At 67.5% G+C, this 13,995-nt stretch carries 10 protein-coding genes and 4 pseudogenes; 7 read left to right on the top strand and 7 right to left on the bottom strand.

Annotated features, from left to right (window positions below):
- Positions 1 to 217 precede the first annotated feature (217 nt).
- Positions 218 to 397, bottom strand: coding sequence for a hypothetical protein (locus ACN27D_RS17965; RefSeq protein WP_421499560.1), 180 nt, complete (start codon positions 395 to 397; stop codon positions 218 to 220).
- 351 nt (positions 398 to 748) lie between these two features.
- Between ACN27D_RS17965 and ACN27D_RS17960 the strand changes: the two are divergent.
- Together ACN27D_RS17960 and ACN27D_RS17955 are read left to right on the top strand one after the other, a co-directional pair.
- Positions 749 to 1,526: pseudogene (locus ACN27D_RS17960) on the top strand (transposase family protein).
- A 1,466-nt stretch (positions 1,527 to 2,992) separates the two neighbouring features.
- On the top strand, positions 2,993 to 3,400 hold the full coding sequence (locus tag ACN27D_RS17955) for a hypothetical protein (protein ID WP_421499559.1): 408 nt from the start codon (positions 2,993 to 2,995) through the stop codon (positions 3,398 to 3,400).
- Between the two features lie 77 nt (positions 3,401 to 3,477).
- Here the strand turns inward: ACN27D_RS17955 and ACN27D_RS17950 are convergent.
- From ACN27D_RS17950 to ACN27D_RS17940, 3 genes and pseudogenes are all read right to left on the bottom strand, one after another.
- Positions 3,478 to 4,094: pseudogene (locus ACN27D_RS17950) on the bottom strand (IS5 family transposase); the annotation flags it as partial.
- Positions 4,095 to 4,344: 250 nt separating this feature from the next.
- Entirely contained in the window at positions 4,345 to 4,587 is a 243-nt protein-coding gene (locus ACN27D_RS17945; protein ID WP_421499558.1) for a copper transporter, read from the bottom strand.
- A gap of 199 nt (positions 4,588 to 4,786) precedes the next feature.
- Positions 4,787 to 5,188 (bottom strand): annotated as a pseudogene (locus ACN27D_RS17940) (copper transporter).
- A 603-nt stretch (positions 5,189 to 5,791) separates the two neighbouring features.
- On the opposite strand from ACN27D_RS17940, the gene ACN27D_RS17935 reads away from it, so the two are divergent.
- Positions 5,792 to 7,111, top strand: a complete 1,320-nt coding sequence (locus tag ACN27D_RS17935) for an IS701 family transposase (RefSeq protein ID WP_420891099.1) — start codon at positions 5,792 to 5,794, stop codon at positions 7,109 to 7,111.
- Positions 7,112 to 7,672: 561 nt separating this feature from the next.
- On the opposite strand, the gene ACN27D_RS17930 is transcribed toward ACN27D_RS17935, so the two are convergent.
- The 3 genes and pseudogenes from ACN27D_RS17930 to ACN27D_RS17920 all read right to left on the bottom strand — a co-directional run bounded on the left by ACN27D_RS17930 (position 7,673) and on the right by ACN27D_RS17920 (position 10,039).
- Positions 7,673 to 8,899 (bottom strand): low temperature requirement protein A, encoded by a 1,227-nt coding sequence (locus ACN27D_RS17930; protein WP_421499557.1) that lies wholly within the window; start codon positions 8,897 to 8,899, stop codon positions 7,673 to 7,675.
- Between the two features lie 153 nt (positions 8,900 to 9,052).
- Positions 9,053 to 9,786 (bottom strand): annotated as a pseudogene (locus tag ACN27D_RS17925) (low temperature requirement protein A).
- A gap of 31 nt (positions 9,787 to 9,817) precedes the next feature.
- Positions 9,818 to 10,039: a low temperature requirement protein A gene (locus ACN27D_RS17920; RefSeq protein ID WP_421499556.1), complete on the bottom strand. Its 222-nt coding sequence runs from the start codon at positions 10,037 to 10,039 to the stop codon at positions 9,818 to 9,820.
- 208 nt (positions 10,040 to 10,247) lie between these two features.
- Here ACN27D_RS17920 and ACN27D_RS17915 point away from each other — a divergent pair, with 208 nt between their 5' ends.
- The 4 genes from ACN27D_RS17915 (at position 10,248) to ACN27D_RS17900 (ending at position 13,397) form a co-directional block, all read left to right on the top strand.
- Complete coding sequence (locus ACN27D_RS17915; RefSeq protein ID WP_421499555.1) at positions 10,248 to 10,490, top strand: hypothetical protein; 243 nt, start codon at positions 10,248 to 10,250, stop codon at positions 10,488 to 10,490.
- A 194-nt stretch (positions 10,491 to 10,684) separates the two neighbouring features.
- Entirely contained in the window at positions 10,685 to 10,852 is a 168-nt protein-coding gene (locus ACN27D_RS17910; protein WP_421499554.1) for a hypothetical protein, read from the top strand.
- 750 nt (positions 10,853 to 11,602) lie between these two features.
- The gene (locus ACN27D_RS17905) at positions 11,603 to 12,406 is read left to right on the top strand and encodes an SAM-dependent methyltransferase (protein WP_421499553.1); all 804 of its coding nucleotides are present in this window, start codon (positions 11,603 to 11,605) and stop codon (positions 12,404 to 12,406) included.
- 652 nt (positions 12,407 to 13,058) lie between these two features.
- Positions 13,059 to 13,397, top strand: a complete 339-nt coding sequence (locus tag ACN27D_RS17900; protein WP_421499552.1) for a hypothetical protein — start codon at positions 13,059 to 13,061, stop codon at positions 13,395 to 13,397.
- Positions 13,398 to 13,995: the final 598 nt, after the last annotated feature.

Genomic DNA, 13,995 nt, shown 5'->3' with positions numbered 1-13,995 from the left:
ACGGGGCACTACCCGCGACCGCCTGCGGCGCGCGCGGCAGGAAGGAGGGCTCTGCTATTCGTAGCGCGTCACCATCGCGCACGCCTCCTGATCAATGACCCTGCGACCACCACACCCTCCGCCGACACGTCATCGGCTGCCGCACCGCACCGCCGTCGATGCCGCGTCTGGTGTGCCCCAGCAAAGGCCTGAAACCGCGTCGGTAGGCAAGTAACCGCTATCCGGTGAACACACTCAACATCAGGAAAGGACACAACAAGACGACCACGAGCAGTACCGAGAGCCCGAAGTGACCGTCCAGGCAGACCGTCAAGATGATGCCGCTGGCCATCGCCAGCCCGAACCATCCCGGGCGTGATGCCTTCCGCAGCTCGCCGGACACGTCGCGCCAGACCATGGTGGGGAGTCGGCAGGGTAGCGCAGTACGTCCGCCCCGGGGTGGTGACACGAATGCCCGGGCCGGTTTCGCTCTTCGCTCACCGGCCGCCGCGGCAGGCCACGTAGACGTCGACGCCGTCGACTCTGAGCGAGAAGACGGTGACGTTTTGATAGCTGGCGGGCCGAACGCCCGGCCGGTCTCCCGGTCGAACCTCGATCCGTGCGGGTAACACTCAATGGTGCCGTCTTCGACCTCTCCCCGGACCGCGGGACGTCCTGGTGGGTGCGGCTATCGACAATCGCGTGGAGACGTCCTCTGCTAAGGGACGTCTCGTAACTCGGCCGTACGTCCATGGTTGATCGTGTCGGTGTGCAGGTGATCTCGGCGGCCCCGCCCGGAGTGGCTCTTCCCCTCACGCGGCTGCAGCCCACCCAGTTCCGCAGGCTGGTCCGTCTGATCGCCGAGCGGGGCGGGGACGCGATCGCCGACGGTCGACCAGGCCGGCAGCGGTCGATTGACCTCGCCGATCGGGTGTTGCTGGTGGCCGCGTACTGGCGCACGACCTGACGATGCGCCAGATCGGCCCGCTGTTCGGGGTGTCGCACTCCGCCGCGCACCGGGTCATCGACACCCTCAGCCCGCTACTCGCCCTGGCCCCGGTCCGCCGGCGTCGGGTCGACCAGATCACGATCGTCGACGGCACCCTCACCCCGACCCGAGGCCACCGGCTGGCCGCGCCGAGCAAGAACTACCGCTACAGCACGAACCTGCAGGTCGCCATCGACACCCACACCCGCCTCGTCGTCGCCCTCGGCGACCCACAACCCGGCAACCGCAACGACACCATCGTCTACCGCACCTCCGGTATCGACCAGAAACTCGCGGGACGGCCGGTCATGGCCGACGGCGCCTACCGCGGCAATCCCGACGTGATCATCCCCCACCCCAAACCCGCCGACGGCAGCGAACTACCCGAGCGGAAAGCGGACCTGAACAAGCAACACCGCACCGTCCGCGCCCAGGTCGAACACTCCTCGCCCGCATGAAGACCTTCAAGATCCTGCGCGACTACCGCCGCGCCGCACACACATTGACCGGCACCGCTGCCGGGATCGCCAACCTGTACAACACCATCCTCGCCAGGTGACACCGGCACCGTTGCAGGCAACCGCTCTCACCGAGTTACGAGACGTCCTTTAGGCTGAAGTAGTAGCCCTACGCCAATCAGCCAAGCAACTATTAACAATAGACCTGCGAGACTCGGCCTTGCCCACGGCAACTGGTGAAGTCGCTCGAGCACAGTCGAGACGTCGTACACGTCCGCGGTCGCACTGCTCGCGCGCAGCCGCTGCCCGCCGTCTGGCTCAAACGTAAGATGCTGCCACGCCCGCCACGCTACGTGAAGGATGAAAGCACCGCTCCCGAGAGCGACCATCCGGAAGAGGATCGCCCATCCGGGTTGCGACTCTGCCCGCTTCGCCGAGTGCCATATCGCGGCAATGGTGACAGCCACCAAGCAGCATGCGCCCAGAAGAAGTACCCAGGACATGACAACGTGTCTGTTCGCAGCCGCGTACAAACCCTCCACCGCTGCGCCCTCGCCAACACTGCGCTCCTCGGCAGCGAGAAGCAAAGACCGCAGCCCGAGCACGACAACCGCAGAGGCAGCAGTCACCGCTGCGAACAATCTCGGCCGAATGGCTACCACTGTTCCCACGCCTCGTACGAGTACCCCGTGCGCAGGCCTGTGTTCTGTCGAAGGATATCACTGAGAATCCTCTGGGTGGTTTCGTCCGGGCGGTGGTGCCGCCGCCGAGCTTCAACGCTAGTTAGGTCGACATGCGCCCAGACGAGGCGCAGGGGTTGTCGAGGCGCTGGCACACGCCGACGATCCTCACCCTGCTGAGGCCGGCGACGAACATGGGGATGCAGCCCATAAGACCCTCAGGCGGGCGGTCCTGAAAAACGTTCAGCTCTGTATCACCCCGCCCTACGCCTCCTGGGCCAACCCGATCGAGTGTCGTTCAGCGGTAGATGCACGGCGCGCATCTGGCGCCTCGTGCCATTGTTGTGGACGGGGCGGGCCGGTCCTGGACGAGCAGCAGGAAAGGCGGGCGGCCCCGGCCGGAGAGGTCGGCGCTGGCCTCGATGTGCAGCAGGCGGCTGGTCTTGAGCGGCTGGTTGGGTGAGCTTCAAGCACGTCGAGGATGGCCCCGCGCAGGCTGCCCTTGGACCGGTGTGGGCTTCGGCTTCCCGCCATCGGACGCGCTCGCAGCCTCAGCTGAGCTGCTGGGCCCGGTGAAGCCGTCGCTGCCTTCCGGGTCCGTGCTGGGTTCGGAATCTGCCTCACCAGATGTGTCGGCGTCGGCCGGGGGCGGCCTCGGCGTCGGTTACGGCCGGTTCCTTCAGGTCGCTGTCCGCCTGAGGCGACTGGTCCTGTGAGGTCGGCCGATCCGCGTCGCTGTCTGGCGGTGGTGGGAGTGCACCGTCCGCAGAGACACCGGGCGGGCGACGGTGAGGGTGTGCCAGTTATGTCGACGTGCCGCATATCTGGGGCCCCGGCCGCCCTCTCGTTACCGCCCTGACCAGGGCATCCTGAGAGAGAATCACATTGTGACCGACAAGCCGATCCGCTGCACATCCACAACGAGGCCGCACCGCCCGCCCTACGGCACCCGCGTCCTCGAACAGGACACCGGCCTCATCCAGGAATACCGAGGCGGCGCATACCACGCGGGATGGCACCCTGTCAGCACCAGCGACTCCCTCTGCCCCGCTCCCTACCGCGCTCTCCTCACCGCCACCGACGGAACCCTCCGCGACGTCGCCGCCCTCCACCGGCCCGAACCCCACAGCATCCACTCCAGCGGCCTCGTCAGCTGGTGGCAATGCAAGGGCTGCGACGCCCACGGCTACGACTGGGAGCATCCCGGCTGGCCCTGCCGCACCACCCAGCTGATCGCCTCACAACTCGGCGTATCCCTCGACGAGGAAACCGACATGCCGGACGGTGGAGCATGACCGCATCAACGTCCCGGCCAGCACCGACCAAACATGCGGCAGCCCCGTCCTCCTCCGGGAGGGCGGGGGTGGGATGTCTTGTCGGCCAGGGCGAGGTCGGGGCAGGTGCGGGGCCGGCCCACCCCGAGACGGGTCACCTTGATACGACGCAGGACCGGGATGAACTGCGGACTGTCACCACGGCGCCCGGCGGTCACGACCATCGATAGGATCTTCTGCCCCTACTCACAGGCCAGATGCGTCTTGGTGGTCAGACCGCCGCGAGGTCGTCCGAGGGCGTGATCGGCGGGTTCGTCGTGCACGCCGCCGGGTGGCTCTTTCTGCAGGTGGCCGTCTTGGCGGGCGCCGGCGGCGTGTTGGTGGCCGCAGCTGGTCATCGAGTCCACGCTGATCGTCCAGGTGATCCGCCCTTGCGCATCTGCGGTGGCCTGTGACGCGGCCAGGATCTTGTCCCATGTTCCGTCGCGCTGCCAGCGACGGAACAGGCCGTAGACCGTCTGCAGGGTCCGTACTCGACCGGGACGTCACGCCAGGGCGAACCGATCCGGATTCGCCACCTGATCCCATCGATGAGCTGCCGTCTCTCGCACGTCGGCGGACGACCCTTCACCGACACGGCTGGCAGCAGTGCGGCGAGCCGCTGCCACTGAGCGTCGGTGAGGTCGTGCCGCCTCGTCCCCGCTAAGGTGGCCACGAGGTCTCCGGTATGACGTTCTTGCTTGGTCGCAGAACCAGACACCGGAGACCTCTTCAGTTGTCGATCACCGCCACGCCGCGACCTTCACCGGCCACCACGACTTCTGCAACACGCCTTAATGGCGGCCCGAGCCAACCCTTCTCAACCCGGACTGCCACTGCCAGACGAGATCACCCACCCTGATCATCTCTTCGGTGCGAGGGAGTCAGCGTCGCCAGCCGTGCCGTAATGACCTGCTTGGTTGGCGCTAATCCGGCTCGACCAGGGCGAGCGCTGTTACGACCTGCCCCTGCGTGCCGGCCACACCGTCGATCGTCGAGATCTGCGCCTTGAGGGCCTGGTAGCCGCGCACTGCCCCGATAGCGCTACCGTCAGCGGAGACCGTGCCCGCCAAGACGATCCGTCCGGTCGTGGCGATCTGTGCGGCCAGGGTCACGACCGCAGCGTTTCGCTCGGTTGGGTTTCGCTTCACGTAGGGTGCCCCGGTCACCAGGACCCCCCGTCCATGCGGCCATCGACCTGCTCTGGCGCGGATAGGTATCCGGCGCTCGCGAGGCAGGTATCACCCGTTGGATGGGGGGAATGCCGGTCGATGGCCCCGAGGAAGGTCGCGGCCAGGAGTGCGCTGGCTGTTCCGACCCCGTTGCTGTTACCCGGCAGGGTGATCGACGGAGAAGCGCTACGGCGAGTTAGCGCAGCAGATCCAGGCTGTTCTTCGGGTCAAAGAATCCTTCCTGGATGTGGACGGGCCCGGTGACGTCAGCGCCGGCCAGTTCAAGCTTTTGAATCACGCGTTCGGCGTGGCCTTGTCCGGACGGCGTCGTCAGCACCACGATTCAGCGATTCGCGAGCGTCCCACCTAGCACAGCAGGCGCGGTGTCGTTGATGTAGTCGTCCTTACGGCTTGCTTCCTCCTGCAGGCTGTCGGTTTTCTGAAGGAGCTGATCGTTAGTCTTGTGCGCTGCGTCCATCGGGTCGCTAAGCGCGTCGGTGGCGTAACCGTTCGCTGTGGCACTGCCGAATACCGCACCTACCGCCAAAGCGATAAACACCGCAGCAAGCGAGATGACGTGGTAGCGAAAGTCGATCATCGGCACACGTTAGTGACGAAAAGCGTGCGGGGGACCACCACGCTCTGGTACGAGCCCGCACGCCGCCGGCGAGAGATCAGCAGAAGCGTGGGAACCGGTGATACTACGGCGGTTGGCGACAGGGGCTTGACCTCAACGGCAACCCTCGGCGTGGGTCAGCGGCATCCAACAGATCCGGCAGCGGGACGCTCGATCACGCCGGCCACACCGATAGAACGTCAAGCGGGCCCCGCCCCTCCAGGAGGAGGGCGGGGCCGTTGCGCCTAGTGGCGGTCCGAGCCCGCTCTCGTTAACCCGGACCGCCACTGCCAGACGAGGCTCAGCCACGGTAACGCCAGCGCCCCCTGAGCACCCGCCTTGATCGACTCCTTATGGCGAAGCGGTATGACCAGCAATCACTGCGTGTCCCGTCTCGCTGAGAGGGCGGGGCCGCTTCGTCGTATCTGCCACCATCACGGCGTGACCAGCCGACTCGAACACGCCGCCCATACCTACCACTAGTACGGCAGCCGCCGTTTGAGATGTCGCTGGTGGGGCCGGGTAGACGAGGTGCGGCCACCGCGTGATCGTCTGTCTGCTGTGGACATAACTTCAGATCTGGCGGTGGCCGCGTGCCACAGCGTAAACCCTGCCCGGTGGCGGCAGGTTCTGGCCGGGGTGTGCGAGGCGTTCGCGGGACGGTTCGGGCGGGTCGAGCCGCGGCGCACGGCGACGGCGTTCGTGGCCGGGCTGCTCTCGGATGTCGAGGTCAAGACGTGTTGGCAGTTGGCGGAGCAGGCCGGGCATGCCCGGCCGGACGCGATGCAGAGGCTGTTGTATCGGGCGGTGTGGGACGCCGACGCCGTCCGCGACGATCTGCGCGACGTGGTCGTGGCCCGGTTCGGCGACTCGGACGCGGTGTTGGTCGTCGACGAGACCGGGGACCTGAAGAAGGGCACGCATTCGGTCGGGGTGCAACGCCAGTACACCGGCACCGCCGGCAGGATCGAGAACGCGCAGGTAGGGGTGTTCTGCGGCTACGCCAGCCGGCACGGGCACACGCTGATCGACCGCCGGGTCTACCTGCCGGTGTCGTGGACCGATGACCGGGACAGATGCCAGGCCGCCGGGGTTCCCGATGAGGTCGTCTTCGCCACGAAGTCCGAGCTGGCCGCCGACATGATCACCGCTGCGGTCGACGCCGGCGTCCCCGCCGCGTGGGCGGCTGCGGACGAGGCCTACGGCAACAGCAGCGTCTTCCGCGCTCACCTGCGCGAACACCGCCTGGGCTATGTCCTGGGCGTCTCCCGCAGTCACCTGGTCCCTCTCGACGGCGGCAAGACTCGGGTGCGGGCTGACCGGGTCGCCGCCGACCTACCGGCCTCGGTGTGGCAGCGCCGCAGCGCAGGCGCCGGGTCGAAAGGGCCACGCTTCTACGACTGGGCCTGGCTCGACGACGTCTGCACCGATGCCGACCCCGACGACGGCGGCCACCACAGCCTCCTGATCCGCCGCAACACCACCACCGGCGAGCTGGCCTTCTACCGCTGCTGGACCCCGCAACAGGCCACTCTTGCCCAACTCGTGCGGGTCGCGGGCATCCGCTGGACAGTCGAGGAAAGCTTCCAAGCCGCCAAGGGCCAGGTCGGCCTCGACCAGCACCAGGTCCGCCGCTGGGACTCCTGGCACCGCTTCACCACCCTGGCCCTGGCCGCCCTCGCCGTTCTGGCGATCTGCGCCGCCGACGCCGACGACGACTCCACCGACACAGGACTGATCAAGCTGACCGTCAACGAGACCCGCCGGCTGATCAACACCCTCGTACTCCGCCCGATCCGCGACCTCACCCACCGTCTGCGCTGGTCAGACTGGCGCCGCCGCCATCAAGCCCGAGCCCGCCAAGCCCACTACGCCCGACGCCTCAACCTCGAACTCCAGCCATGATCCCGAACGGCGGCTGCCGTACTAGGCCAAGGAGGCCCTCGACGAGGCGCGGCCCGAACTCGCCACGCCATCGTCGACGCGACGTCGCCCGTATCTCCGGCTACACCCGCGAGCGGTACACCGCATCTGCCGCGCTGCTGGGCTGGACGCCGAGTAGCCGTGCGTACAACCACGCCAGCCGCGCTCAACGGCCCGGCGGCCGTGTGCTGCCAGCGGCTGAGGAGTTCGGCGCTACCCAGCGGGCGGGGTCGTAGGGGCCGTCGATCGCGAACAGCTGGCTCATCGCGTCGATCCAGCTGCTGGTCTCGCTGCCGGCCGGGGAGCCCGTCCTCGACGAAGAGCGCTCAGGTGCTCTCCGTAAGATCATCGAAAAGCGCACGGACATCAGGAAACTAGCGATGCCGGCCGACTTCCGCAACCAGATGTGCGAGTTGTTGCAGGATTCGCCGTGACCCTGCCCGCCGGGCAATCGGCAGTGCGGTCTGTGCGGTGGCCGCGGCGAGGTCAGGCTGGTTCGCAGCTACGTGGGCTGCGGCCTTGTCAGACTGCGGTGTTGGGCCTTCATGGTGATGGTTTGGGTTGTTCGGGTGGGCGCCCCCTTGCGCGCCGCGCGTCGGCGATGGCCGCTGCGGCCAGTACGACGGCGGCGGCGCCTGCTGAGGCCAGTGGTGGCAGGTGGATCATCGCGGGGAAGAGAGCGGCGAGGGTGAGGAGGACAATGACCCGGGAGGGGGATACGCGGGAGAAGACCTCGTGCTCGAAACGTGCCCGGCCGACGGTGAACAGGGCCGGGCCGCCGAGGATGACTGCGATCCACGTGGCCTTGGTGTCGCCGTGCGGATGTTCGATGGCCAGGTGGTAGCCGACGGCGGTGGTGACGATGCCAGCGAGCATGATCAGGTGCGAGTCGGTGGTGGACCAGCCAATTCGTGCCGGGGATGCGCTTTTGGTGATCGCTTCGGGGAGAATCTGTCCGGCGCGGTGGAAGTAGATGCGCCAGATGAGCACGGTGGTGGCTACCGCTATGGCGAACGCGGCGGTTTCGCTGGTGCCGATGGTGCCGTCGGCGTAAACGAGGCCGGTGACCAGGATCGCTTCGCCGAGGGCGATGAGGAGGAATTGTTGGTAGCGTTCGGCGAGGTGTTCGCCTTCCATGCGTAGTTTCGCAGCTGGGGAGCGGCCGAGGCCGGGGATGGGGAAGCCGGCTCGTGCGGTGATCCACTCGGTGGCCAGTGCGAGCAGCCACAGCGGTAGCCGCCAGTCGAGCGGCAGCACGGCGCCGGTGATCCACAGGGCGCCGGTCAGGCTGAACGTGGTCAGCATGCGTAGCTCGTGGCTTCGCCTGTCACGTTCGCCGCGCAGGGAGACCGCCAGAATGAGAGATCGGCTGACGTGGGCGAGAACGTAGGCACAGGCGAGTGCCAGACGGCGTTCGTCGAAGGCGCGGGATATAGCCACTCCCATGACCAGGCTGGCAACCAAGGAGCTGAGGACTATGAGTTGGACTCGGTGGTGGAAGGGGTCGTACTGGCTGGTGGTCCAGGCGGTGAGGTGCCAAACCGCCCACAGCGCCAGGAGCAGCAGGAGTGCTTTGCCCAGGCCCATGGCGACAACGCTGGGCATGTGACCGTAGGGGCTGGTGAGGACATCGGCGGATCGGGTCGATATCCGGGTGAAAGCGAAGACGAACACCACGTCGTAGAACAACTCCAGGAAGGTCGCCTGCCGTTTGGTCCCGTGCCTGAGCAGCAGCCCTGCCTCACCCACCATCAGAACCCCTGTCTCCACCGCGCGGACCTATTCATTGCTGCCGAACTGCTTATCTAGGTGGTGATCGGGCCTTTAGGGGCTTGCCGAGGGCGCGGGCGGCGTCCGTGGCGGCGATCCCGGCCAGGACCAGCGCTGCGGTGAGGAACACCGGCACCGGTGGCAGGAGGACCATCAGCGGGGCGGCGAGGACACGTACAGGGCGGGGCCGCCGAGGATGACCGCGGCCCAGGCAGGCATGGTGTCCCCGAGCGGGTGGGGAATGACCAGTTCGTCGCCGACGGCGGTGATGATGATGATGATGCCGAGGGCCGTGATCCAATGGGCGAAGGCGGCCACGCGGCCGAGGTGCTCGGGGTTCTTCGACGCGGCGATGGCGTCGCCGAGGATCTGCCCCGCCCAGTAGAAGTAGATCCGCCACAGCAGCACGGTGGTGGCGAAGCCGATCACGAACGCGGCGGTCGACTCGACGCCGTACAGGCCCCTCGTGTATCCCAGGGCCACGACCCACTCGCCGAGGGCGATCAGGAGGGACTGCCGGTAGCGGTCAGCCAGATGCGCCCCGGCGACCGCCCACGCCGTGGCGCGCAGTGAGCCGAGCCGCGGCACCGGCCAGCCGAGTCTGGCCGCCAGATAGTCGATCGCCGCGGCGCAGATCCACAGCGTCACCCGGTCCCGCCGAGGGTGAACGCGCCGGCGAGCCACAGGATGCCGGACAGCGTGAACCAGACGAGCTCGCGGGCTGCGGTGCGTGACAGTTCGTGCCCGCGCAGGATGATCATGAGGGCGGCGGCCCGGCCGGTCTGAATGACGACGTACGGTACGGCGAAGGCCAGACCGACTTGGCGGAACGCGGTGGACAGCCCCGCCGGCATGATCAGGACACCGAACATGACCGCGATGATCACGGCCTGCACGGGCGGCCGGCGCGGGTCGCACTTAGCGGTCGTCCACGCCGCCAGGAGTCCACACCCAGGTCAGTGGGACGAGCAGCAGCGTCTTGCCTGCGGCGGAGAAGGCATGCCACCCGTCGGCGACGCCGGGCGGCCTCAACCGTTCCGTGATCCGCAGGGTGATCCGCTGGATGACAAGGACGAGGACCAGGTCGAAGAACAGTTCCAGGAACGTCGCCTGCTGCCGGCTCCCATGTCTGCGAGTCACCGTCTCGGCTCGCCCTGCCGCCGCCATCATCACCGCCGCCGCTTCGCTGACCCGTCACACAGCCACCCTGGCACGCCGGCCCATCGGCGCGGTCGCGATCGCGGCGATCCCACCGGACGAACGTGAACCGTGCTATCAGCATCAAGACCTTTACGTGAGGGCGAGTGCATTCACCCCGGTTGGAAGCGCGGGAGGCACGACATGGCCAGTGACCAGCACGAACACCGGCATCAGCCGGCCGCCCGGGCCCCTGCAAACTGCCGCCAACCGCGGCCCTGCCCACCCAGCCAGCAAGCAGCAACTACTCGCCGACCACACCCCCATCGACCTATTCATGCGTCTCGGCTGCCGCCTCACCGCCGCGCCCGCCGACCTTCCCACCACACCCGTCACGGCGCTACGGGCCCGGTTCCTCGACTGGATCCCCCATCGCCGCACTCGCCTGGCATGAGCAGTCGGCGCAGCCCAGGTTCGCACGGCCTAAGCGAGAGGCGACGTCCCCTTGATCGTGCGTCATCAAATGCTGGCCCTGGGCAGGAAAGAGTAAACTGGGAGATCGCGAGGGTGGTTCGCATACTCGGGAGATTCGATCGTCGGCCCCGGAGGATGCCACCCGTTCCCGTCATCACTCTCACCGTCGGCCGCGTGCCCGAGCCCGGAGCCGTCTGCGATGTTGCCGGATGCCTGCGGGCTGCGGTGGTAGCCCGGCAGATGGCTCGAGGCGATGTCATCCTCGGAGACGGGTGGATCGCTGGCGAGCACGACGAACGGGCGCTGCGGCTGACCGGCGCCGAGGACTATGTCGACGCCTGATCGTTGCGGCGCGCGTCAGGCCCTGAAGCCTAGATGGTGGCCTCCGCAGCGATTCGCGAGCGATGACAGTTGGGCGACCTGGACATGGTGGCTGGGGTCGGGTGGCAGGTCGGGGAAGGCCGCCGCTATTCGCCGACGGCCTGAGTGGGTCCCGTCTTCGGTCGGTTGGAGGCTGACCTCACCACCGAGATCGGCCAGTCCCGCTACGCAGACGTCGACTGCCTCGTCAGGGACGTCGAGGTGGTAGGTGGTTCGGCGAGGCATCGACTCAGGGTAGTCACCGTAGTCCTCCGCCATTGCCCAGTGCATGCGCTGGCCGAGGCCGGCCGAGGCACCTTCAGGCAACGGTCCAGGGTCGGTGAGCCGATCGACCAGGCGACGCACCAGGTCCGGCGGAAGCTTGTCTGCCAGTAGATGGGGCCATGCACGACGACAAGCACACCGATAATGGCCTCAAGGGCACGCCTTGGTAGTGCCCGGGTTCGCGGCACCACCCGCATCACCCTCCCGGCCTCGGCGCGTCTGATGCGGACCGCCACGGTTGGAGGGCGAAAACGATGCCCACGCTACGACCCACCGCAGCGCCATCATCGTCACATCGACACTCCCACACCGCCGCAGGCGCGCGGCAACCACGTTGCCCGCAGTGGCATCGATGTCCAGGGATCCACTATGGCGCACGAAAGCATTAGGCTTGCCCGGACACGCGATCGCTGCTCCCGTACCGCGGTCCGCTTTGAAGGAGCCCCGGTGACGAACACATCCTCGTCTGCGTACGACAAGCTCGACACCAGCGTGGCCCACTCCGCCCGCCTGTGGAACTACCTCCTGGGAGGTAAGGACAATTTCGCCGCCGACCGGGAGGCCGCCGAGCAGGTCCTCGCCTTCATGCCGGAGTTGGTGCAGTCGGCCCGCTTCAACCGGCAGTTCCTCGGCCGCGCGGTCCGGTACCTCGCCGACGAGGTGGGGATCCGGCAGTTCCTCGACATCGGCACCGGCCTTCCCACCGCGGACAACACTCATGAAGTCGCCCAGAGCGCCGCACCTGACTCGCGCATCGTCTACGTCGATACCGACCCGATGGTGTTGGCTCACGCCCGCGCGTTGCTGACCAGCAGCCCGCAGGGTGCCACCGACTACATCGACGCGAACATCAGGGATACCGAACGGGTCATCACCGAAGCACGCCGCACCCTGAACTTCGATCAACCCATAGCGATCATGTTGCTTGGCATTCTCAACTTCGTCGTCGACGACGCGGAGGCGGCCCGCATCGTTCACCAGCTGCTTGACGCTGTCCCAGCCGGCAGCCACCTGGTGATCTCCCATCCGACCCGCGAGGTCAACCCGGAGGCCGTCGACCGGGCCGTGCGAATGTGGAACGCCACCGGCTCAGCGCCGATGGCGATCCGCTCCCCAGCGCAGATCACCCGCCTGTTCGCCGGGCTGCAACTGATCAACCCCGGGCTCGTCACCTGCTCGCGCTGGCGTCCCAACGGCAACGACACGACGCCCGCCTCCGAGTACTGCGGCGTCGCCCGCAAGAACAACTAACGGCACGGGTATCCCGCAAATCGGTACCTCAGCACGGCATCCGACGGCACGCCAGAGCCGCAGACCGCCTCTTCCGAAACTGCCAAGTGGTGGTGACCGAACACGTCGGACGGATCACCTACCGCTGTACGGGCTGTCCCGCTGCTCGTCGACACAAGGCGGCAGGCCGGGTACATCGCTGCGGTGAAGGCGTGCAGCGGTGTAGGCGGCTGACTGTTCCACGATCTTCACGTCGCCGGGCGGCACCATAACCGCGACCGCCCGCAGCAGACTTCATGTCAGCCGTTGTTGTAGCGGGAGCCGGTTTCCTTGTTCCGCTGATGCTCGACGGCGAGTCCACACTTCCCAGCGCCGCACTGCTCGCTGGCGACGCAGCATGTTGACCGGCCCACAGAGATGGCGGGTCGCCACCCGCCGGCCCGCAGCGGTTCATCTCCACTCCCACCGCAGTCTCCCGAGCAGCGGCTCACCCTCCCCCGACACGGGCATTTACACCCTCAATCTGGTCACCGCGACGCTCCGCCGGGTGGCCGAGCAACCGCGATAAGCCGTCGGTTACGACGGCCGAGGATGTGTGGCTGGTGGCACCGGACCGGCGGAGTCCAGGCGCCTGAGCGCTTCTTGCTTCCCGACGCACCGATGATTACGGCTAATGTCCGGATCGATCGCTTTGCAGGAGGACCACGTGGGTCGGATGAGGAATCGCCAGCAGACGGTCGAGCGGCTGCACGAGGAATGCCGCCGTCAGGGTCTCGACATCTCGGTTGCTGCCGCGCAGGACATCCTCGCCGCCCTCGTCACCACCCCCGCCGACATGCTGGGGATCCGCGAGGAGATCTTCGTGCGGTCCCACCTTTCGCCTGTCGGCGTTGCCGACCTCGTGGCCCACGTCGAGCAGGCGGACGACGCGCAGAAACGCGAGGTGGCCGCGGCTTGCCTCGCAGTGGTCAGCTTGGAGGGCGCCGGCCGGGTCATCGCCTCCCTTGCCTAGGCGGTGCGGTGCGTCAGTCTCAACCATGATCGGCTGGCGGACGGGCGCCGCGACAAGAGCGTCGGTGTCCTCGACGATGCCAGCAACTGCCTGACGCTGCTCGGCGAAGCGGGCGGCAACAGCCACACCACAGCCCAGGGCACCGTCGTACTCTGGAGCGACGCGAGCGCCGCGTACCCACGGCGCGCCCCTCACCCAAACAATCGCCAACCTCCGCGATGGTGGCTGGCCCCTCGCCCACGGTCGGCAACTTGACGCCGACGTCGTCACCCGCATGAGCGCTGACCTGGAGATCCTGCCGCCGCAGTAACCACGCCGGGTGCCGAGCAGACGCGGTGCGACCAAGCAGCGGCGCGGGGCCGGGACGGTGTTGTGGCGATGGGGCGACAGACTGCTGTCGTGGGCGGCGTGCCCGGCGCCCCGTTATTACATCAGACGGCAGGCGGCGTCTGGAGACCGGACACTGCCGGGCTCGCGGTCCCTTCGTGGACCGAGTGAGAGCAGCGGGCGCTCAGGAGGAAGCCAGCCGCCTGGCTGCACCCGCCGTCCCAACACGGCTGACGCTACCCGCGCCGTTCGTCCTCGATGCTGTTCGCAG

This window comes from Micromonospora sp. WMMD1274 (genome assembly GCF_049179035.1).
GTDB classification, from domain to species: domain Bacteria; phylum Actinomycetota; class Actinomycetes; order Mycobacteriales; family Micromonosporaceae; genus Micromonospora; species Micromonospora tulbaghiae.
This window is presented reverse-complemented; position numbering and strand designations above follow the sequence as displayed.